This is a genomic window from Streptomyces sp. NPDC053474, from assembly GCF_044544845.1.
Classification (GTDB): domain Bacteria; phylum Actinomycetota; class Actinomycetes; order Streptomycetales; family Streptomycetaceae; genus Streptomyces.
Map to the genome: position 1 here is coordinate 406242 of NZ_JBITXV010000004.1, position 19624 is coordinate 425865.

The 19624-nt window shown below is 72.5% G+C and carries 20 protein-coding genes; 12 read left to right on the forward strand and 8 right to left on the reverse strand.

Annotated elements, in window-relative coordinates:
- Nucleotides 1-19: 19 nt before the first annotated feature.
- The 4 genes from ACIG3E_RS11750 to ACIG3E_RS11765 all read left to right on the forward strand — a co-directional run bounded on the left by ACIG3E_RS11750 (nt 20) and on the right by ACIG3E_RS11765 (nt 3673).
- Nucleotides 20-1195: an ArsA family ATPase gene (locus ACIG3E_RS11750; protein WP_399614338.1), complete on the forward strand. Its 1176-nt coding sequence runs from the start codon at nt 20-22 to the stop codon at nt 1193-1195.
- A gap of 69 nt (nt 1196-1264) precedes the next feature.
- Nucleotides 1265-1801 (forward strand): DUF5304 domain-containing protein, encoded by a 537-nt coding sequence (locus tag ACIG3E_RS11755; RefSeq protein WP_399614340.1) that lies wholly within the window; start codon nt 1265-1267, stop codon nt 1799-1801.
- A 52-nt stretch (nt 1802-1853) separates the two neighbouring features.
- Nucleotides 1854-2807 carry an ROK family glucokinase gene (locus tag ACIG3E_RS11760; RefSeq protein ID WP_399614342.1) on the forward strand — a complete coding sequence of 318 codons (954 nt, stop codon included), beginning with the start codon at nt 1854-1856 and terminating at the stop codon, nt 2805-2807.
- A gap of 95 nt (nt 2808-2902) precedes the next feature.
- Nucleotides 2903-3673 (forward strand): endonuclease/exonuclease/phosphatase family protein, encoded by a 771-nt coding sequence (locus ACIG3E_RS11765; RefSeq protein ID WP_399614344.1) that lies wholly within the window; start codon nt 2903-2905, stop codon nt 3671-3673.
- Here ACIG3E_RS11765 and ACIG3E_RS11770 read toward each other — a convergent pair.
- Together ACIG3E_RS11770 and ACIG3E_RS11775 are read right to left on the reverse strand one after the other, a co-directional pair.
- Nucleotides 3670-4305 carry a hypothetical protein gene (locus ACIG3E_RS11770; protein WP_399614346.1) on the reverse strand — a complete coding sequence of 212 codons (636 nt, stop codon included), beginning with the start codon at nt 4303-4305 and terminating at the stop codon, nt 3670-3672. The genes ACIG3E_RS11765 and ACIG3E_RS11770 overlap by 4 nt on opposite strands.
- Nucleotides 4298-5077, reverse strand: coding sequence for an alpha/beta hydrolase (locus tag ACIG3E_RS11775; RefSeq protein WP_399614347.1), 780 nt, complete (start codon nt 5075-5077; stop codon nt 4298-4300). The genes ACIG3E_RS11770 and ACIG3E_RS11775 overlap by 8 nt, the downstream gene beginning before the upstream one ends.
- A gap of 304 nt (nt 5078-5381) precedes the next feature.
- On the opposite strand from ACIG3E_RS11775, the gene ACIG3E_RS11780 reads away from it, so the two are divergent.
- The 5 genes from ACIG3E_RS11780 (at nt 5382) to ACIG3E_RS11800 (ending at nt 10587) form a co-directional block, all read left to right on the forward strand.
- Nucleotides 5382-6197, forward strand: coding sequence for a lysophospholipid acyltransferase family protein (locus ACIG3E_RS11780; protein ID WP_399614349.1), 816 nt, complete (start codon nt 5382-5384; stop codon nt 6195-6197).
- A gap of 93 nt (nt 6198-6290) precedes the next feature.
- Entirely contained in the window at nt 6291-7520 is a 1230-nt protein-coding gene (gene macS / locus ACIG3E_RS11785) for a MacS family sensor histidine kinase (RefSeq protein ID WP_399614351.1), read from the forward strand.
- Nucleotides 7517-8233, forward strand: coding sequence for a response regulator (locus ACIG3E_RS11790; protein ID WP_399614352.1), 717 nt, complete (start codon nt 7517-7519; stop codon nt 8231-8233). Before macS ends, ACIG3E_RS11790 begins: the two co-directional genes overlap by 4 nt.
- A gap of 178 nt (nt 8234-8411) precedes the next feature.
- Nucleotides 8412-9440 carry a 6-phosphofructokinase gene (locus tag ACIG3E_RS11795; RefSeq protein ID WP_399614353.1) on the forward strand — a complete coding sequence of 343 codons (1029 nt, stop codon included), beginning with the start codon at nt 8412-8414 and terminating at the stop codon, nt 9438-9440.
- Between the two features lie 142 nt (nt 9441-9582).
- Complete coding sequence (locus ACIG3E_RS11800) at nt 9583-10587, forward strand: 2-hydroxyacid dehydrogenase (protein ID WP_399614355.1); 1005 nt, start codon at nt 9583-9585, stop codon at nt 10585-10587.
- Here the strand turns inward: ACIG3E_RS11800 and ACIG3E_RS11805 are convergent.
- Both ACIG3E_RS11805 and ACIG3E_RS11810 read right to left on the reverse strand, forming a co-directional pair.
- Nucleotides 10530-12473, reverse strand: a complete 1944-nt coding sequence (locus tag ACIG3E_RS11805) for an anthranilate synthase family protein (protein ID WP_399614357.1) — start codon at nt 12471-12473, stop codon at nt 10530-10532. The two genes, ACIG3E_RS11800 and ACIG3E_RS11805, sit on opposite strands and share 58 nt — an antisense overlap.
- Nucleotides 12474-12584: 111 nt before the next feature.
- Nucleotides 12585-12641 carry a trp operon leader peptide gene (locus ACIG3E_RS11810; protein WP_138966368.1) on the reverse strand — a complete coding sequence of 19 codons (57 nt, stop codon included), beginning with the start codon at nt 12639-12641 and terminating at the stop codon, nt 12585-12587.
- A gap of 92 nt (nt 12642-12733) precedes the next feature.
- On the opposite strand from ACIG3E_RS11810, the gene ACIG3E_RS11815 reads away from it, so the two are divergent.
- A complete protein-coding gene (locus ACIG3E_RS11815; protein WP_399614360.1) occupies nt 12734-14089 on the forward strand; it encodes a class II 3-deoxy-7-phosphoheptulonate synthase in 1356 nt (451 codons plus the stop codon).
- A 134-nt stretch (nt 14090-14223) separates the two neighbouring features.
- Complete coding sequence (locus ACIG3E_RS11820; RefSeq protein ID WP_399614362.1) at nt 14224-14475, forward strand: bacterioferritin-associated ferredoxin; 252 nt, start codon at nt 14224-14226, stop codon at nt 14473-14475.
- Here the strand turns inward: ACIG3E_RS11820 and bfr are convergent.
- Nucleotides 14472-14951 carry a bacterioferritin gene (gene bfr / locus ACIG3E_RS11825; protein ID WP_399614363.1) on the reverse strand — a complete coding sequence of 160 codons (480 nt, stop codon included), beginning with the start codon at nt 14949-14951 and terminating at the stop codon, nt 14472-14474. The two genes, ACIG3E_RS11820 and bfr, sit on opposite strands and share 4 nt — an antisense overlap.
- Before the next feature lie 155 nt (nt 14952-15106).
- On the opposite strand from bfr, the gene ACIG3E_RS11830 reads away from it, so the two are divergent.
- Nucleotides 15107-15739 carry a sulfite oxidase-like oxidoreductase gene (locus ACIG3E_RS11830; RefSeq protein WP_399614366.1) on the forward strand — a complete coding sequence of 211 codons (633 nt, stop codon included), beginning with the start codon at nt 15107-15109 and terminating at the stop codon, nt 15737-15739.
- Nucleotides 15740-15764: 25 nt separating this feature from the next.
- Here the strand turns inward: ACIG3E_RS11830 and ACIG3E_RS11835 are convergent, their stop codons facing one another.
- The 3 genes from ACIG3E_RS11835 to pknB form a co-directional block, all read right to left on the reverse strand.
- Entirely contained in the window at nt 15765-16337 is a 573-nt protein-coding gene (locus ACIG3E_RS11835) for a DUF4396 domain-containing protein (RefSeq protein WP_399614368.1), read from the reverse strand.
- Nucleotides 16338-16451: 114 nt separating this feature from the next.
- Entirely contained in the window at nt 16452-17312 is an 861-nt protein-coding gene (locus tag ACIG3E_RS11840; RefSeq protein ID WP_138959257.1) for a deoxyribonuclease IV, read from the reverse strand.
- A 244-nt stretch (nt 17313-17556) separates the two neighbouring features.
- Nucleotides 17557-19551, reverse strand: a complete 1995-nt coding sequence (gene pknB, locus ACIG3E_RS11845) for a Stk1 family PASTA domain-containing Ser/Thr kinase (protein WP_399614371.1) — start codon at nt 19549-19551, stop codon at nt 17557-17559.
- Nucleotides 19552-19624: the final 73 nt, after the last annotated feature.

The following is a 19624-nucleotide window of genomic DNA, read 5'->3' on the forward strand; positions in this document are numbered from 1 at the left end:
ACAGGAACGTACGGACGGCATGCGCACCCTCCTCATCACCGGCCCCGGCGGCGCCGGACGAACCACCCTGGCGGCAGCCACCGCCCTCGCCGCCGCCCGCGCGGGCCACCGCGCCCTCGTGCTCTCCGCCGACCCCCACGACACCCTCGGCACGGCCCTCGGCACCCCCACGGGCCCCCGCCCCCGGCCCGTCACCGACGGCCTGACGGCGCTGCGGCCCGCCCCGGACGACTCCTTCCGCGACGACCTGCTCGCCCTCCAGGACCACGCGGGCGCCGCCCTCGACCTGCTCGGCGCCGACCGCCTCGACGCCGAGGAGCTGACCCCGCTGCCGGGGGCCGAGGAGCTGGCCCTGCTGCGCGCCCTGCGCGACGCCGCCCAGGGGGCGCACGGCCCGTACGACACCCTCGTCGTCGACCTGCCCGCCGCGCCCCGCGCCCTCGCGCTGCTCGCCCTGCCCGAGCAGCTGCGCCGCTATCTGCGCCGCCTGCTGCCCCCGGAGCGGCAGGCGGCCCGCGCGCTGCGCCCCGTCCTCGGCCGCCTCGCGGGCGTCCCCGTGCCCGCGGCCTCCCTGTACGAGAACGCGGCCCGCTGGGACGCCCGGCTCGCCGCCGCGCGGAACCTGCTGGACGCCCAGGGCACCAGCGTGCGCCTGGTCGTCGAACCGGGCCCCGCCGCCGTCGACGCCGTGGCCCGCACCGCGCTCGGCCTCGCCCTGCACGGCCTCAGCCTGGACGGCCTCGTCGCCAACCGCGTGCTGCCCGACGGCGGCGACACCCCCTGGCTGGCCGCGCTCCGCGCCCAGCAGCACAAGGCCCTGGCGGAGTGGGACGCCGCCCACCCCACGCACCGCGTCCCGCACCTCGGCCAGGACCCGCGCGGCCTCGACGACCTCGCCGCGCTGAGCCCGGCGGCCCCGGGCCCCGCGCCCGCGCCCCTGAACTGGCCCGTCACCGACGCGCTCGCCGAGGAGTCCCTGCTGATCTGGACCGTCCCGCTGCCCGGCGCCGTCCGCGACGACCTCGACCTGGTGCGGCGCGGCGACGAACTGGTGCTGACCGCGGGACCGTTCCGCCGGATCGTTTCGCTGCCCTCCGCGCTGCGCCGCTGCACCGTCAGCGGAGCGGGCCTGCGCGACGGCTGCCTGCGCATCCGCTTCACCCCCGACCCGGACCTGTGGCCGCGGACCCGGTGAACGCCGTACCGCCGTTCGGGTAACGTCGAGAGTACGAAATCGTCGGCCCTGCGCAGGAGTCAGCCCGCCATGAGCGATGCCACTGAGCGTGACGCGTACGACGCGTCCGAGCCGGAGCGCCCGCGGGCCGCCGCCGGGGCCCCCGAAGCCCGCGAGGACGCCGCCGCGGCCCCGGACGACGACGCCTGGGCGACCGCGTGCGCCGAGGACCTCGCGGCGGAGAAGGCCCGCCGCCGCGCGCGGTACGGCCCGCCGCCCGGCTCCGCGGCCGAGGAGCTGCGCAAGCTCGTCGACGCCGTCTCGGAGAAGCTCTCCGGCCTCCAGGCACCGCTGCTCGGCGCGGTCGCCCAGGGTGCCGTGCAGGAGACGGTGCAGCAGGTCGTCCGCCAGGCCAAGGCCGCCGTCGAGCCCGTCATCGAGCGCAACCCCGACGTCTTCGACCACCTCGCCGCCGCGGGCTCCGAGCTGCTCGCCGCCTACCGCAGCGCGGTCACGGCCCAGGAGGGCCGCTGGACCCGCGCCGAGACGGGCCGCCCGGCCGCCCCGGACGGACCCGGGCGTCCCGAAGACGGCACCGGACCCGGCGAACACATCGATCTGGACTGACCCCCCTCCGGTACGGTGGGCCGTAGCGGGGCTCGATCGAACTGAGGGATACATGGGACTCACCATCGGCGTCGACATCGGCGGCACGAAGATCGCGGCCGGAGTGGTCGACGAGGACGGTCACATCCTGTCGACGTTCAAGGTGCCCACGCCGGGCACCCCCGAGGCCATCGTCGACGCGATCGCCTCCGCCGTGGAGGGCGCGCGCGCCGGGCACGAGATCGTCGGCGTGGGCATCGGCGCCGCCGGATACGTCAACCGCCAGCGGTCCACGGTCTACTTCGCGCCGAACATCGACTGGCGCCAGGAACCGCTCAAGGACAAGGTCGAAGAGCGCGTGGGCCTGCCGGTGGTGGTCGAGAACGACGCCAACGCGGCCGCCTGGGGCGAGTACAGGTTCGGCGGCGGCAAGGGCCACCGCAACGCCATCTGCATCACGCTCGGCACCGGCCTCGGCGGCGGCATCATCATCGGCAACAAGCTGCGCCGCGGCCACTTCGGCGTCGCCGCCGAGTTCGGCCACATCCGCATGGTGCCGGACGGCCTGCTGTGCGGCTGCGGCAGCCAGGGCTGCTGGGAGCAGTACGCCTCCGGCCGCGCCCTCGTGCGGTACGCGAAGCAGCGCGCCAACGCCGCCCCGGAGAACGCCGAGTACCTCCTCTCGCTCGGCGACGGCACCCCCGACGGCATCGAGGGCAAGCACATCTCCATGGCCGCCCGCCAGGGCGACCTGGTCGCCGTGGACTCCTACCGCGAGCTGGCCCGCTGGGTCGGCGCGGGCCTGGCCGACCTGGCCTCCCTCTTCGACCCGTCGGCCTTCATCATCGGCGGCGGCCTCTCGGACGAGGGCGAGCTGGTGCTCGAACCGATCCGCAAGTCCTTCAAGCGCTGGCTCGTCGGCGCCCAGTGGCGCCCCGAGGCCCAGGTCATCGCCGCCCAGCTCGGCAACAAGGCGGGCCTGGTCGGCGCCGCTGACCTCGCCAGGGAGCCCGACCCGGTGATGTGAACGGGGTGCGGCCGGGCGCGCCGCACACCCGTCGGCGAACGCCGGGTGAGCCGGTACCGTCCGGCCCGCCCGGCGTTTCCCGTATCTTGATCGCCATGCCCACGAGCCCGACGCGTACGCTGCCCAACTCCCGCACCGAGCCGGACGGTTCGGCCGTCATCCGGGTGCTCAGCTACAACATCCGTTCGATGCGCGACGACACCGACGCGCTCGCCCGCGTCATCTCCGCGTGCGAGCCCGACCTGGTCCTCGTGCAGGAGGCGCCCCGGTTCTTCCGCTGGCGCAAGAAGCTCGCGCGGCTCGCCCACGCCTGCGACCTGGTGACGCTCTCCGGCGGCGGCACCGCGGCGGGACCCGCGCTGCTCTGCTCGCTGCGAGCCACCGTCGAGCGGACCGAGGACGTCCTGCTCCCACTGACGCCGGGCCAGCACCGGCGCGGCTTCGCGACGGCCGTCGTCCGCTTCGGCGGCGCCCGGCTCTCCGTCCTGAGCTGCCATCTGAGCCTGCGGGACGAGGAGCGGTACGCGCAGGGCGGCATGCTCCTCGACCGGATCGCCGGGATGGGCGCCCCGCACGCGGTGGCGGGCGGCGACCTCAACGACCGCCCCGACGGCCGTACGTTCCGCAGGCTCGCCGACGGTCTCCAGGACTGCTGGGCCACCGCCCCCTGGGGCGGCGAACAGACCTCGACCCCGGCCGACCCGCACCAGCGCATCGACGCGGTCTTCGCCACGCCAGGTGTCCAAGTCCTCGGCTGCGGCGTGCCGTTGGGCCACCCCGGCGTACGCGACGCGGACCTCAGGGCGGCCACGGACCACCTGCCGGTCCTGGCGGCGCTCAGGGTGCCCGCACAGCCGCAGGGCTAGACCACGGCCCCGCGCCCGGGGTCGTCGTCCTCCTCCTCGTCACCGCTCTTCATGCGGGCCACCAGCGTCGCGAAGCCGCCGAGGAAGCCGCCGATGCCGAGCGTCGTGAGCCACCACGTCATCTCCCAGCCGAGCAGCACGGCGAGCAGGAGCAGCAGCGGCCCGCCGAGCACCGCGAGCCAGGCGAACTTGGCGGTGACGTCGGCGTCCGGCAGCGGCGGCGGCTCGGGCGGCACGAAGTGGCCCTCGTCGCTCTCGTCGAAGTCGTCGTCCGAGGCCTCGGCCGGGGCGTAGTCGCGCGGGCCGCCCCCGGCGACGCCGGGGGCGAAGGAGACGGAGCTGCCGAGCGGGCGCGCCGCGTCGCCCGCGCCGGACTTGTCGCCGGTGTCCTTGGACAGGTCGGGGCGCGGCTCGTCGTCCGCCGTGCCGTTGGGCTCCGGCTCAAGGAGCGCCAGGTCCTCCACGGACTTGAACGGCTTCGCGCCGGGCGGGTCCGCGGGCTCCTCGCCGTACCCCGCGACGATGGCCCGCCACGCGGCGTCCTCGTCCAGGGGCACCGCGCGCTCCTCGCCGGGGGGCGCGGTCTGCTCCTCGGGCTCGCGGCTCTCGTCGCGGTCCTGCTGCTCAGCCACCGGTGGCCGTCCCTTCCTTGCCTGCGCTGGGGGCGAGCCGGCCGATGAATCCGTAGCTCTCCTCGAAGATCCGGTCCGCATCGTGGTCCAACGTCGCGACGTGGTAGCTCTGTTCCAGCAGGATCTCGGTGACGTCCGTGGACGAGACGCGGCTGAGGATGCGGGCGGAGTCGGCGGCGGGCACCACGTGGTCGTTCGGGCTGTGCAGGAGCAGCAGCGGCTGGGTGACCTGGGGCAGCTCGCCGTCGACGAGGCGGAAGAACCGCCGCATCGAGTGCGCGGCGTGCAGCGGCACCCGGTCGTACCCGATCTCGGCCGAGCCGTCCTTGGCGATGTCGCTGGCGATGCCCTTGGTGGTGGGCAGCAGGAAGCGGGCGACGGGCAGGGCGTGGGCGGCCAGGCCGTGCACCTTGTTCGCCGGGTTGACGAGGACCAGGCCGCGCACCGCGTCGCCGTGCTTGGCGGCGAGCCGCAGCGCCAGGGCGCCGCCCATGGAGAGCCCGAAGACGAACACCTCCGCGCACCGCTCCAGGAGCAGCCGCAGCTCGCGGTCCACCTCCGCGTACCAGTCCTGCCAGCCGGTGACCTGCATGTCCTGCCAGCGTGTGCCGTGCCCTGGCAGCAGCGGCAGGGAGACGGTCAGGCCGCGCTCCGCCAGGTACTCGGCCCAGGGGCGCAGCGACTGGGGGGATCCGGTGAAGCCGTGACACAGCAGGACGCCGACCTCGCCGCCCTCGTGGCGGTACGGCTCGGCTCCGGGGAGGACCGGCACCTTCGGTCTCCTTCGTGAGGTGGGATGCGTGGAGTGGGTGGAACGGGGTGACGTGACGGACAGAGGCGTGCGAGGGGCAGAGGGGGCGTGCGACGAGGCTCCGGGGTGGGGCACGTCGTGTTCGGGGAGTACCTCACCGTACGCGACCGGACTGACACCGACCAGGTCCTTCGGGCCCCGCCGCGGGCGGCGGACCGGGCGGCGGACCGGGCCCGTCGGCCCCGCTCCGCAGGGAGCGGGAGCCCTGCTCGGGTTATGGTCTGATCCACAGACACAGGAGGCACTCGGTTTGATCTACGGCGCAATGAAGTTTTCCATCGGAGGGCCCCTGAAGCTCGCCTTCAGGCCCTGGGTGGAAGGCCTCGAGAACATTCCCGCCGAGGGCCCCGCCATCCTGGCCAGCAACCACCTGTCGTTCTCGGACTCCTTCTTCCTGCCCGCGGTCCTGGACCGCAAGGTCACCTTCATCGCGAAGGCCGAGTACTTCACCACCCCCGGCATCAAGGGCCGCATGACGGCCGCCTTCTTCAAGGGCGTCGGCCAGCTCCCGGTGGACCGCTCCGGCGCGCGCGGCGCGGGCGAGGCCGCGATCAAGAGCGGCATCGAGGTCCTGGAGCGCGGCGAGCTGTTCGGCATCTACCCGGAGGGCACCCGCTCGCCCGACGGCCGCCTCTACCGCGGCAAGCCCGGCGGCCTCGCGCGCGTGGCCCTCGCCACCGGGGCGCCCGTCATCCCCGTGGCGATGATCGACACGGAGAAGATCCAGCCGCCCGGCAAGGTCGTGCCCAAGCTGATGCGCCCGGGCATCCGCATCGGCCAGCCGCTGGACTTCAGCCGCTACCAGGGCATGGAGGGCGACCGCTTCGTCCTGCGCGCGGTCACCGACGAGGTCATGTACGAGATCATGAAGCTCTCCGGCCAGGAGTACGTGGACGTGTACGCGACCGCCGCGAAGCGTCAGATCCAGGAGGCGGCCAAGGCGGAGAAGGAAGCCGCCAAGGAGCTCGCGCGCGCCCAGAAGGCCGAGGCGCAGAAGGCGGAGGCCGAGAAGGCGGAGGCCGAGAAGGCGGAGGCCGAGAGGCTCGCCGCCGAGCAGGCACGGAAGGCCGACGCCGAGTAGGCGAGTAGGTCGGAAGGACACTGCGGGAACGGTCCGGCTCCCGGTGGCGTCGGTGCAAGAGGGGCGCGCCGGGCGTCCCGTGGGGTGGGGGGCATGGCCAAGCGCGAGAGAGTCATGAGGATGTCGGTCGAGCAGCCGCTGTGGCGCGCGCTGACCGGGTACCGCGTCCTGACGATGCTGTACGCCATCGGCCTGTTCGTCGCCGCGCACGACGACTTCGCCCGGCCCTGGGTCGCCGTCGCCTACTTCTCGGTGCTCGCCGTCTGGACGCTCGCCACGCTGCCGAAGGTCTCGGGCGCCGCGAACTGCACCAAGCGCTTCCTCGCCGCCGACCTCACGATCGCCCTGACCGGCATCCTGCTGACCCGGGCGGCCGACGCCGCCGAGCGGATCAGCGACGGCGGCCCGACCCTGCCCTCCATATGGACCGCGGGCGCCGTCCTCGCCTTCGCGATCAAGGGCGGCTGGCGCTGGGCCGCCGTCGCCTCGCTGCTCGTCGGCGTCGCGAACGTCGTCCAGCGCGGCGCCTTCAGCCGCGACACCGTCCACAACGTGCTGCTCGTCTGCATCGCCTCCATCGCCATCGGCTACGTCGTGGAGGTGGCACGCGCCTCCGAGCGCACCCTCGCCCGGGCCCTGGAGATCGAGGCCGCCACCCGTGAGCGCGAGCGCCTCGCCCGCGACATCCACGACAGCGTCCTCCAGGTCCTCGCCATGGTGCAGCGCCGGGGCACCGCCATCGGCGGCGAGGCGGCCGAGCTCGGCCGCCTCGCGGGCGAACAGGAGGTCGCCCTGCGCTCGCTGGTCGCCGGGGGCCTGGTACCGGCCTCACGCGTCTGTGAGGACGCCGCACAGGGCGCCCTCGTCCGCGTCGTCGACGAGCCGGACGACACCGCGGCCGCCACCGAGCCGCGCGACCTGTGCACGCTCCTCATGCCGTACGCCGGGTCGCTGGTGACCCTGTCCGAGCCCGGCGCCCCGGTGCCGCTCGCCGGGCACGCGGCCCGGGAACTCGCGGCGGCCGTCGGCGCCGCCCTGGACAATGTGCGCAGACACGCGGGAACCGACGCCCGCGCCTGGATCCTGGTCGAGGACGAGCCGGACGCCGTCATCGTCACCGTGCGGGACGACGGACCCGGCATCCCGGAGGGGCGCCTCGCCCAGGCCGAGGGGGAGGGGCGGCTCGGCGTCGCCCAGTCGATCCGCGGCCGACTGCGGGACATCGGCGGCACGGCCGAGCTGATCTCGGTGCCGGGCCAGGGAACGGAAGTGGAACTACGCGTCCCCAAGGGCGCGCGGGGGAAGGCGGAGACGCGGACATGAGCGAACAGCACAAGGAACCGACGGGGCGGGACGCCGCGGACCCGGTCAAGGTCATGGTCGTCGACGACCACCCGATGTGGCGCGACGCCGTCGCCCGCGACCTCGGCGAGTCCGGCTTCGACGTGGTGGCCACCGCGGGCGACGGCGAGCAGGCGGTGCGCCGCGCCCGGGCCGCCGCGCCCGACGTCCTCGTCCTCGATCTGAACCTGCCGCTGAAGCCCGGCGTCCAGGTGTGCAAGGAACTCGTCGGCGCCAACCCGGCCCTGCGCGTCCTCGTCCTGTCCGCGAGCGGCGAGCACGCCGACGTCCTGGAGGCGGTCAAGTCCGGCGCCACCGGCTATCTGCTGAAGTCCGCGTCCACCGACGAGCTGATCGACGCGGTGCGCCGCACGGCCGTCGGCGACGCCGTCTTCACCCCCGGCCTCGCGGGCCTGGTCCTCGGCGAGTACCGCCGCCTCGCCTCCGAGCCCGCGACCGCGACCCCCGACGAGCCGGGCGCCCCGCGGCTGACCGACCGCGAGACGGAGGTCCTGCGCCTGGTCGCCAAGGGCCTGAGCTACAAGCAGATCGCCGAGCGGCTCGTCATCTCCCACCGCACGGTCCAGAACCACGTCCAGAACACCCTCGGCAAGCTCCAGCTGCACAACCGGGTGGAGCTCGTGCGGTACGCGATCGAACGTGGTCTCGACACGGACGACGCGGACGGCACCTGACCCCCAGGGGTCACAGAAGTGACGCCCCGGCATGCCCCCTTCGGGTGAACCGGGTCGCCCTCCTGTCGGGCAACTCCCTTGGCGCGCCCGGGATTTCACCGTTCACCCCATCCCGGAGTGACGCGGATCACCATTAGCGTGGCTTGCGTCAGCGCAACCGCGGCGAAGGGACATTTCCATGCGGGTCGGAGTTCTGACCGGAGGCGGCGACTGCCCCGGGCTCAATGCCGTCATCCGGGGCGTCGTCCGCAAGGGCGTACAGGAGTACGGCTACGACTTCGTCGGCTTCCGCGACGGCTGGCGCGGACCGCTCGAGGGCGACACCGTCCAGCTCGACATCCCGGCCGTCCGCGGCATCCTGCCCCGCGGCGGCACCATCCTCGGCTCCTCGCGCACCAACCCCCTCAAGGCCGAGAACGGCATCCGCCGCATCAAGGAGAACCTCGCCAAGCTGGAGGTCGACGCGCTCATCGCCATCGGCGGCGAGGACACCCTCGGCGTCGCCGCGCGCCTCACCGACGAGTACGGCGTGCCCGTCGTCGGCGTACCGAAGACCATCGACAACGACCTGTCCGCCACCGACTACACCTTCGGCTTCAACACGGCCGTCGGCATCGCGACGGAGGCCATCGACCGGCTGCACACCACCGCCGAGTCGCACATGCGCGTCCTGGTCGTCGAGGTGATGGGCCGCCACGCGGGCTGGATCGCGCTGCACTCCGGGCTCGCGGGCGGCGCCAACGTCATCCTCATCCCCGAGCGGCGCTTCGACGTCGACCAGGTCTGCGCGTGGGTGACCTCCCGGTTCAAGGCCTCGTACGCGCCGATCGTGGTCGTCGCGGAGGGCGCCATGCCCAAGGACGGCGACGTGGTCCTCAAGGACGAGTCCCTCGACTCCTTCGGGCACGTGCGCCTGTCCGGCGTGGGGGAGTGGCTGGCCAAGGAGATCGAGAAGCGCACCGGCAAGGAGGCCCGGACGACGGTCCTCGGCCACGTGCAGCGCGGCGGCACGCCCAGCGCCTTCGACCGGTGGCTCGCCACGCGCTTCGGGCTGCACGCGATCGACGCCGTCCGCGACGGCGACTTCGGCAAGATGGTCGCCCTCCAGGGCACGGACATCGTCCGCGTCCCCATCGCCGAGGCCACGGCCCACCTCAAGACGGTGAACCCCGCCCTCTACAAGGAAGTGGAAGTCTTCTTCGGCTGAGCCCGCCCCCTACCCGCTGTGGGCAGCTGGTCCGCCAGGGGCGGAACGGGTGGGCACAGCCCCCACTGCCCCGCACCGTCAACCAGGCTAAAACGTATATTCACCCCGTACAGGACCTGCACCCCTGAACGGGAGTGAAACCGTGGAGATTCTCGCCTTCGGCGTCCAGGCCGACGAGCGCCCCCTCATCGAGAAGGCCTTCGCCCCGCACCACGACATCCGCTGCCTGGACGTCTTCCTCACCGAGGACACCGCCCCCATCGCCGCCGGCTACGAGGTCATCTCCACCAGCGTCAACGCGATCCTCGACAACCGCGTGCTCCAGACCCTCGCCGCCGGCGGCACCCAGATGGTCGCCCAGCGCTCGACCGGCTTCAACAACATCGACCTCCAGGTCGCCGAGCGCCTGGGCCTCACCGTCGCCCGCGTCTCCTCCTACTCCCCGTACTCCGTGGCGGAGTTCGCCTGGACCCTGGCGATGGCCGTGAACCGCCGCATCGTCCGCGCCAGCAACCGCACCCGCGACTTCGACTTCCGGCTCGACGGCCTGATGGGCCGGGACCTGCGCGGCCGCACCGCGGGCGTCCTCGGCACCGGCAAGATCGGCGAGGCCTTCACCCGGATCGCGCACGGCTTCGGCATGAACCTGCTCGGCTGGGACGTCGCCGAGAACCCCGCCTGCGTCGGACTCGGCATGAAGTACGTCGAGAAGGACCAGCTCCTCGCCGAGTCCGACCTCATCAGCCTGCACGTACCGCTGCTGCCCGCGACCCGGCACCTCATCGGCGCCGCGGCCCTGCGCGCCATGAAGGACGACGCGATCCTGGTGAACTCCAGCCGCGGCGGCCTCATCGACACCGACGCCCTCGTCACCGAACTGCGCGCGGGCCGCTTCACCGGCGTCGGCCTCGACGTGTACGAGGCCGAGGCCGGGCTCTTCTTCCTCGACAAGTCCCTGGAGGTGGTCGAGGACGACACCCTGGCCCGCCTCGTCACCTTCCCGAACGTGGTGGTCACCTCGCACCAGGCGTACTACACCGAGGACGCCGTCGGGCAGATCATCGAGGCCACGGTCACCAACGTCCTGGACTACCTGGCGGGCCGCCGCTCCGAGAACGTGCTGGTGCCCGCGCTCCCGGCCAGCTGACCGAGCAGTTCGCGCACCACCGCGGCCCCCCGCAGGGACAGCACCGACTCCGGGTGGAACTGCAGCGAGGCGAAGCCGGGGCCGCGGAGCGCGTGCACCTCGCCCGTCGCCGGGTCCCGGCTCACGGCGATGCCGTGCGCGGCCAGCTCCCGCTCGGCCTCGTCGTCGCAGCGCGCCGCGAAGCTGTTGTAGAAGCCCACGGTCTCCGGCCGCCCGAACAGGTCGATCGTCGTCTGCGCGCCCTGGTACGGGACGTCCTTGCGGACGATGTCCAGGCCCAGCTCCGCCGCGATCAGCTCATGGCCCAGGCACACGCCCAGCACCGGGCCGCGCCGCTCCCGGATCAGCTCGGCCGTGAGCCCGCGCAGCAGCCGCATCTTCGGGTCGGCGGTGTCGGACGGGTCGCCGGGTCCCGGCCCGAGGACCACGGGACCGCCGTGGCCGAGCACCGCGGCGCGCAGCCCCGCCTCGTCGTACCGCCGCACGCTCACGCCGAGGCCCGCCGAGCGCAGGACGTGCGCGAGCATCGCCGTGAACGTGTCCTCGCCGTCCACCACCAGGGCGTGCCCCGAGAGCTCGCGCGCTGCCTCCTGCATCCGCAGCCAGAACGGCGCGAGCCCGGCCCGCCGCGCGTCAAGGGCCGCCCGCACCCGGGGGTCGTCGGCGAGCGCGGGCCGCGCGCCCTCCGCCCCCGGCCGCCCGGGGCGCACCCCGAGCGCCGCGAGGACCCCCGCCGCCTTCGCATGGGTCTCGGCCACCTCACCGGCCGGGTCCGAGCCGCGCACCAGGGTCGCGCCGACCGGCACCCGGAGGCGCCCGGCCGCGTCGATGTCGGCGGTGCGGATCAGGATCGGCGAGTCCAGCGTCTGGGCGCCGCCCGCGTCCCGCCCGACGAGCGCGAGGGCCCCGGCGTAGTAGCCGCGCCCGCCGGTCTCGTGGCGCTGGATCACCCGGCAGGCGTTCTGCACCGGCGAGCCGGTCACCGTGGCGGCGAACATCGTCTCGCGCAGCACATCGCGCACGTCGAGCGACGAGCGGCCGCGCAGCTCGTACTCCGTGTGCGCCAGATGCGCCATCTCCTTGAGCCGCGGCCCCACCACCACGCCGCCCATGTCGCCGACCGTGCACATCATCTTGAGCTCCTCGTCGACGACCATCGAGAGTTCCTCGGTCTCCTTGGCGTCGTCGAGGAAGCGCAGCAGCCCGTCGACCGAAGGGCCCTCGGCGGGATAGCGGTAGGTCCCGCTGATCGGGTTCATCACGACCGTCCCGCCGGACATCCGCACGTGCACCTCGGGGCTCGCCCCGACCAGCGTGCGCCCACCCGTCTCCCGCCCCCGCCCTTCCGAGGAAGGCCCTTCGGGCCCCTTCTGATCTCCGGTGTGCACGACGAACGTCCAGTACGCGCCCCGCTCGCCCTCCAGGAGCCTGCGGAACAGCGCGAGGGCGTCCGCACGGCCGAAGCCGGGGATCTCTCCCTCGTACGTACGCCGGATCACGAAGTTGGCGCCCTCGCCGCGCCCGATCTCCTCGCGCAGGACCCGGCCGACGATCTCCGCGTACGCGTCGTCGCTCACGTCGAAGCCGTGGCCCGTGACCTGGACGTCGTGCCCGGGCAGCTGGGACAGGGCCTGCTCCAGCGGGAGCTCGTGGGTCTCGTCGGGGGTGAGCACGGCGAGCGGGGTGCCGTCGTCCGTGACGTCGAAGCCGCGCTCCCTGATCTGCCGGAACGGCACGAGCGCGAGCCCCTGAGGGATGTCGGCGAGCCGCTCGTACGTGGTCACGGGGCCGCGCAGGACCTCCACCACGGTGTGGTCACGGCCCGGGGTGCGGCGCCGCAGCAGGGCGAAGGGGCGGTCGTCGGTCAGGAGGTCGGAGAGGTGCATGGGCGGTTCCTTCGCTGGGAGGGAGAGGAACGGCCGGTCCCGGACACCGTCCGGGAAGCACGGAAGGCCGCCCCTCGGGCGGCCTTCGCGATGTCTGCTGGGTACGCGCAGTCAGTGGGCCGCCGGATGAGCGGGCCACCACCAGGAGCGGGTCGACTGCGTGAACATGCCCGCACCCTAGCGCATGATCAGCACGGGCCCTCGTCTCATCTGACGGGCGCGGGCAAAATCACCGGGCACGACCCCGTAAGGTTTACGGGGTGACCGTGAACGCTGATTCCCAAGCCGTCGCCGCCAAGGCGACCTGGCTAGACCTGCCCGCGGCGCAGCAGCCTGAGTACCCCGATGCCGAGGCCCTGCGCGACGTCATCGACGAGCTCAGCTCCTATCCGCCGCTCGTCTTCGCGGGTGAGTGCGACCAGCTGCGCGCCCGCATGGGAGCGGTGGCCAGGGGCGAGGCGTTCCTCCTCCAGGGCGGCGATTGCGCCGAGTCGTTCGACGCGGTGAGCGCCGAGCACATCCGGGCCAAGCTGAAGACCCTGCTCCAGATGGGCGCCGTGCTCACGTACGCCGCCTCCGTGCCCGTCGTGAAGGTGGGCCGCATCGCGGGGCAGTACTCCAAGCCGCGCTCCAAGCCCACCGAGACCCGCGACGGCGTGACGCTGCCGACCTACCGCGGCGACTCGGTGAACGGCTTCGCCTTCACGGAGGAGGCCCGCGTCCCGGACCCCGAGCGCCTGAAGCGGATGTACAACGCCTCCGCGTCGACGCTCAACCTGGTGCGCGCCTTCACCACCGGCGGCTACGCCGACCTGCGCCAGGTGCACGCCTGGAACCAGGACTTCGTGAAGTCCTCCCCCTCCGGCCAGCGCTACGAACAGCTCGCCCGCGAGATCGACAACGCGCTGAACTTCATGCGGGCCTGCGGCACCGACCCGGAGGAGTTCAAGACGGTCGAGTTCTTCGCCTCCCACGAGGCGCTGCTGCTCGACTACGAGTCGGCGCTGACCCGCGTCGACTCCCGCACCGGCGATCTGTACGACGTCTCGGGCCACATGGTGTGGATCGGTGAGCGCACCCGCCAGCTGGACGGGGCGCACATCGAGTTCGCCTCCAAGATCCGCAACCCGATCGGGATCAAGCTCGGCCCGACGACGACGGCCGAGGAGGCGCTCCAGTACATCGAGCGCCTCGACCCCGAGCGCGAGCCCGGGCGCCTGACCTTCATCGCCCGCATGGGCGCGGACAAGGTCCGCGACAAGCTCCCCGAGCTGGTCGAGAAGGTCACCGCGTCCGGCGCGACCGTCGCCTGGATCACCGACCCGATGCACGGCAACACCTACGAGGCGGCCTCCGGCCACAAGACCCGCCGCTTCGACGACGTCCTGGACGAGGTCAAGGGCTTCTTCGAGGTCCACAAGGCGCTCGGCACCCACCCCGGCGGCATCCACGTGGAGCTGACCGGCGACGACGTCACGGAGTGCGTGGGCGGCGGTGACGAGATCTTCGTCGACGACCTGCACCAGCGCTACGAGACGGCCTGCGACCCGCGGCTGAACCGCAGCCAGTCCCTCGACCTGGCGTTCCTGGTCGCGGAGATGTACCGGGACCAGTAGCTCCCGCCCGTACGCACGCGTGGGGCGCGGATCCGTGTGATCCGCGCCCCACCGGCGTATCCGGGGCTTTTGCGTGCCCGATGTCGCGGGTAAGGTTAGGTTAGCCTCACCGATCAATCGGGACGGCGTTACCGATGAGTCCTGTCCGGGAGGTGAACCGCGTGTACGTCTGCAACTGCTTCGGGATCACCGAGGCGCAGGTGAAGAAGCACGCGGAGGGCGGCGCCTGCACCCCCCGGCAGATAGCGTCGGCCTGCAAGGCGGGCACGGACTGTGGTTCGTGCGTACGGCGCATCCAGGCGCTGCTCGGCCGGGGCGCGTGCCCGCGCCGTGAGCTCGTGGACCAGGGAGAGCCGGTCCTCTCCGACCTGGACGAGGCGGCCTAGCTCTCCGGCTGCTCGATGAGCTGGGCGATGTACAGCGGCTCACCGAGCTTCTCGACCAGTTCGAGCTGGGTGTCGAGATAGTCGATGTGGTGCTCCTCGTCCTCGAGGATCGACTCGAAGATGTTCGCGGACGTGACGTCGCCCTTGGCGCGCATCACCTCGATGCCGCGCTTGAGGCGGTCGATCGCCTCCGCCTCGATCTGGCGGTCCGCCTGGAACATCTCGGTGACGGACTGGCCGATGCGTACGTGGAACAGCCGCTGGTAGTTGGGCAGGCCGTCGAGGAACAGGATCCGGTCGGTGAGCACCTCGGCGTGCTTCATCTCGTCGATCGACTCGGACCGGGTGAACTTGGCGAGCTTCGTCCAGCCGTTGTTCTCCTGCATCTTCGCGTGCAGGAAGTACTGGTTGATCGCCGTGAGCTCGGCGGTCAGCTGCTCGTTGAGGAATTCGATGACCTCGGGGTCGCCCTGCATCGCAGAGGCTCCTTCCAAGCGGGGGGACTGGCAGGTAGCGCGCATCCTTGCACCGGCGTCCGAGGGGCGTCCAGTAAGTGCACGCTTAGTAGGAGTTGCCCGAATCCGCGTATGCCTGGTCACGTCCACTGCTTCCGGTCTGTCAGGATGGAGGCATGGGTCAGCCGGTGGGTCGTACATCTCGAGACGTAGTGGAGCCGGACCTTCCGCCGGGGCAGCGACTGCAGCGCGGCTGGCCGGTCACGCACTACGGCCCGGTCCCCAAGTTCCGCCCGGAGCGCTGGGACTTCAGGGTGTTCGGCGCCACCGCCGACGGGGAGAAGCACTCCTGGACGCACGAGGAGTTCTCGGCCCTGCCGTACGCGACGGTGGTCGCCGATCTGCACTGCGTCACGAAGTTCAGCATGCTCGGCGCCGAATGGGGCGGTGTGCTCGCCCGTGACCTGGCCGAACTCGCGCCGCCCGCGCCGAACGCCACCCACGTGATGGTCTGGGCCGAGTACGGCTTCAGCTCGAACCTGCGCCTCGCGGACTTCCTCAGCGACCGCACGATTTTCGCCACCCACAAGGGCGGTGAGCTGCTCACCGCCGAGCACGGTTTCCCGCTGCGGCTCGTGGTGCCCCATCTGTACGCCTGGAAGGGCCCCAAGTGGGTCCGCGGCATCGAGTACATGACCGCCGACCGCCGCGGCTTCTGGGAGGAGCGCGGCTACCACAACATCGGCGACCCCTGGCGCGAGCAGCGCTACTCCTACCAGGAAGAGCCCGGGGACGGCCCCGAGCTCTGACTCCTGGCGGCGCTGTCCGCGCCGGTCAGTGGTGGTACTGGTGGACCACCGCGTGGCCCTTGCCGCGGCCGATCATCCACTTGTTGACCGGTGTCGTGATCACGAAGGCGGCGGCGAGCGCGATCGCGAGCAGGTACCAGAACATCGCGTCCGACAGATGGGCGTCCATGCCGCCGGGCCACAGCGCGATCACGCCGTTGTCGATGAGTTCCATGACGGCGATGGACAGCGTGTCGGCGGCGAAGGCGACCCGCAGGGCTGTCTTGAAGTCGACGCCCGCCTTGAGGATGCCGCGCAGCGTCAGCGAGTAGCCGAAGAGGAACGCGAGGATGATCGCGAGGGTCATCGTCGGCACGTTGCCCCAGCCGAGCGCGGTGCCGATGATCATGCCGAGCACTTCGCCGATGGCGCACCCGGTGAGGCAGTGCAGCGTCGCCTGCGCGGCCATGGACCAGCTGACCTTGCCGCCGCCTCCGTGATGGGCGTGCGCGCCGTGGGCCGCGTGGCCGTGGTGCTCGTGCTCCGTGTGGTGCCCGTGCTCTGTGTGGTGCCCATGTCCCGCGTGGTGCCCGTGCCCCGCATGCGTGTCGTGTTCCATGACAAATCCCCCGACGTCAGATAACGGTTCCTGCCTCTGAGCAAGAACCGTATACCCCCTCAGGGTATTCCTCAAGATCTTTGGGAGCTGCTTCCCGGGGGCCGGGCCCCTGCGCTATCCCCTGAGCTCCTTGAGCCGTGCCACGTCGGCGGCGTGCCCTTCCTTCCCGCCGGGCGTCTCGATGATCAGCGGTACGCCGTCCGTGGCCGGGTGGGCAAGGAGCTCGCGGAAGGCCTCGGCGCCGATGTGGCCGGTGCCGATGTTCTCGTGGCGGTCCTTGTGCGCGCCGACGACGTCCTTGGAGTCGTTGGCGTGGACCAGCTTCAGGCGGCCCTCGCCCACGGTGTCCACGAGCAGGTCGAGCGTCTGCTTCACGCCGCCGGGACCGGCCAGGTCGTGCCCGGCCGCGAAGACGTGGCAGGTGTCCAGGCAGACCCCGAGCTTCGGATGGGCGTCCAGGGCCTCGAAGTACGGGCCGAAGTCCCAGGTGCGGGAGCACAGCGACGAGCCCTGGCCCGCGGTCGACTCCAGGAGCAGGAACGGGTCGTCGTCGTGCGTCAGCTCGTCGAGCAGCGGCAGCATGTGCTCGCGCACCTGGCGCAGCGCCACGTCGCGGCCCCGGCCGCCGGTGGCCGAGCCGGTGTGCACGACCACGCCGAGCGCGCCGATCTCCCGCCCGCGGCGCAGCGAGTGCCGCAGCGACTCCACGGACTTCTCCACGGTGGCCTCGGTGTGCGAGCCGAAGTTGATGAGGTACGGGGCGTGGACGTACGCCGGGATCCCCTCGGCGGCGCAGGCCGCGCGGAAGGCCTCGTCCTGCTCGGGGTTGCCCGGGGGCGTCGCCCAGCCGCGCGGGTTGGCGACGAAGACCTGGACGGTTTCCGCGGCGAGGTCTCGGGCGTAGGCGAGACCGACGCGGGCGAGGCCGCCGGCGACGGGGACGTGGCTGCCGATGGGGGACTTCTTGCTGCTCATTCGAACCAGGGTGTCACGCCGTGGGGCTCCCCAATCCCGCCCCTTCCCGAAACTGGGGGCTCCGTCCCCAGACCCCCGCTCCTCAAACGCCGGAGAGGCTGAAAGATCTGCCGCAACCGGCGGCATTTCCAGCCCGTCCGGCGTTTGAGGACGAGGCGCGGAGCGCCGAAAAGGCGGGGGCACGGGGGCGGCAGCCCTCGGATCGGGAAGGGGCGGGTCTGGGGCGCCCCGCGAGGGACAGCGGTCAGCGGATCGTGATGGTGATGGCCGACCCCTTGGGGGCCTCGTCGCCCGGGTCCACCGACTGGTCCTTCACCGTGTCGCCGAAGATCCCGAGCAGCCCCCGGTCCTCATCGACCTCGAACCCCGCGGCCTTCAACTTGTCCGTGGCCTCGCCGACCTTCATGCCCTCCACGTCGGGCACCTCCAGCATCTGGGGCCCCTTGGACAGCGTCAGCGTCACCGTGTCGCCCCCGGCGAGCCGCTCCTCCGCCTCGGGGGACTGCTTGGCCACGGCCCCCTTGTCCTCGTCGGAGAAGACCCGCGTCGGCGCGATCTTCACCTTGAGGCCCGCCTCTTCGAGCTCCTCGCGCGCGTCGCTCTCGGAGTCGCCGGTGACGTCGGGCACGTCGATGGGGCTGCCCTTGCTCACGAGGAGGGCGACGGCGGTGCCCGCCCTGCGGACCGTGCCGGGCTTGGGGTCGGTGCTGATCACGGAGCCCCTGGCCACGTCCTCGCTGAAGGTCTTCGTGACCATCCCGGCGCCGAGCCCGGCGTCGTCGAGCTTGTCCTTCGCCTCGGCGAGCGGCGTGCCCTCCAGGTCGGGGACCTTCACGGTCTGCGGGCCGAGCGAGACGGTCAGCGTGACCTTGCCGTTCTGCCGGATGCGGTCGCCGACGCCGGGGTCGGTGGCGATGACCGTGCCGCGCTTGTCGGTGTCGCTGTACGCGCCCTTGACCTTGCGCACGTCGAGCCCGACGTCGTCGAGCCGCGAGCGGGCTTCCTTCTCGGTCTTGGCGAGCACCGCGGGGACCGTCGTGAACTGGCCGGAGTTGATGTACCAGACGCCCGCGCCGACGCCCAGGACGAGCAGCACGGCCGCTATCGCCACCGTTATCCCGCGCCGGGCGAGCAGCCGCTGCCGGACGCGCTCCTTGACGGAGGCGGGGCGGGCGGGCGGTGCCCCGGCGGGGCGCGGCGGGGTGCGCAGCACGCTGGTGCGGTTGAGCCCGTCCTGCCCGTCCTGCCCCGCGCGGCCGACGTCCCGGGTGGCGGGCAGCGGCAGCTGCACCGCCCGGTCCGCTCGCGGGATGACGCTCGTACGGTCCTCGGAGGTGTCGTGGCCGGTGTGCTCCGTGGCGCGGGCCAGCGGCGGCACCGTGTCCAGCTGCGCGTCGGTGAGCGCGAGGCGCGCCTCACGGAGCAGCGCGAGCAGCGCCACCGCGTCGTACGGGCGCAGGTCGGCGTTGCGGGCGGTGGCCGTGGCGACCAGCTCGTCGAGTTCGTAGGCGAGGCCCGGCACGGCCGCGGACGGGGGCGGCACGTCCTCGTTCAGATGCTGGAACAGGACCTGGGCGGGGGAGTCGCCGGAGTGCGGCTTGGCGCCGGTCAGCATCTCGTACAGGACGACCCCGGACGCGTACACGTCCACGCGGGTGTCGGCCGTGCCGTGCTCGATCTGCTCGGGGGCCAGGTACGACACCGTGCCGAGGACGGTGCCCGTGGTGTTCGTCACCGAGTCCACCGCGCGGACGAGGCCGAAGTCGGCGACCTTGACGCGGCCGTCGTCTCCTATGAGGACGTTCTCGGGCTTCATGTCGCGGTGCACGAACCCGGCGCGGTGCGCGGCGCCGAGGGCGGCGAGGACCGGCTCCAGGATGTCGAGGGCGGCGCGCGGGCGCAGCGCGCCGCGCTCGCGGAGCACGTCGCGCAGGGTGCAGCCCGCGATGTACTCCATCGCCAGGTACACGTACGGGCCGTCGGTGCCCTGGTCGAAGACCCCGACCACGTTCGGATGCGCGAGGCGGGCGACCGACTTGGCCTCCCGGATGAAGCGCTCGACGAACGAGGCGTCGGCGGCGAGCGTCGGGTGCATCACCTTGAGCGCGAGCACGCGGTCGAGGCGGGTGTCCACGGCCCGGTAGACCGTGGCCATCCCGCCGACCGCGATCCGCCCGTCCACGCGATACCGCCCGTCGAGCACCTGCCCGACGAGGGGGTCCTTAAGGGTCGTGTCCACGCTGGGAGTCTACGAGCCGCCACCGACACCGGAGCCGCCCCGGGCCCCGCCCGGGGCAGACTGCAGCGGAGCT

What these genes read in the sequence shown, in the direction of transcription:
- ACIG3E_RS11750 (WP_399614338.1), top strand. Translation starts at nt 20, where the DNA reads ATGCGCACCCTCCTCATCACCGGCCCCGGCGGCGCCGGACGAACCACC.
- ACIG3E_RS11755 (WP_399614340.1), top strand. Translation starts at nt 1,265, where the DNA reads ATGAGCGATGCCACTGAGCGTGACGCGTACGACGCGTCCGAGCCGGAG.
- ACIG3E_RS11760 (WP_399614342.1), top strand. Translation starts at nt 1,854, where the DNA reads ATGGGACTCACCATCGGCGTCGACATCGGCGGCACGAAGATCGCGGCC.
- ACIG3E_RS11765 (WP_399614344.1), top strand. Translation starts at nt 2,903, where the DNA reads ATGCCCACGAGCCCGACGCGTACGCTGCCCAACTCCCGCACCGAGCCG.
- ACIG3E_RS11780 (WP_399614349.1), top strand. Translation starts at nt 5,382, where the DNA reads ATGAAGTTTTCCATCGGAGGGCCCCTGAAGCTCGCCTTCAGGCCCTGG.
- macS (WP_399614351.1), top strand. Translation starts at nt 6,291, where the DNA reads ATGGCCAAGCGCGAGAGAGTCATGAGGATGTCGGTCGAGCAGCCGCTG.
- ACIG3E_RS11790 (WP_399614352.1), top strand. Translation starts at nt 7,517, where the DNA reads ATGAGCGAACAGCACAAGGAACCGACGGGGCGGGACGCCGCGGACCCG.
- ACIG3E_RS11795 (WP_399614353.1), top strand. Translation starts at nt 8,412, where the DNA reads ATGCGGGTCGGAGTTCTGACCGGAGGCGGCGACTGCCCCGGGCTCAAT.
- ACIG3E_RS11805 (WP_399614357.1), bottom strand. Translation starts at nt 12,473, where the DNA reads ATGCACCTCTCCGACCTCCTGACCGACGACCGCCCCTTCGCCCTGCTG.
- ACIG3E_RS11820 (WP_399614362.1), top strand. Translation starts at nt 14,224, where the DNA reads ATGAGTCCTGTCCGGGAGGTGAACCGCGTGTACGTCTGCAACTGCTTC.
- bfr (WP_399614363.1), bottom strand. Translation starts at nt 14,951, where the DNA reads ATGCAGGGCGACCCCGAGGTCATCGAATTCCTCAACGAGCAGCTGACC.
- ACIG3E_RS11830 (WP_399614366.1), top strand. Translation starts at nt 15,107, where the DNA reads ATGGGTCAGCCGGTGGGTCGTACATCTCGAGACGTAGTGGAGCCGGAC.
- ACIG3E_RS11835 (WP_399614368.1), bottom strand. Translation starts at nt 16,337, where the DNA reads ATGGAACACGACACGCATGCGGGGCACGGGCACCACGCGGGACATGGG.
- ACIG3E_RS11840 (WP_138959257.1), bottom strand. Translation starts at nt 17,312, where the DNA reads ATGAGCAGCAAGAAGTCCCCCATCGGCAGCCACGTCCCCGTCGCCGGC.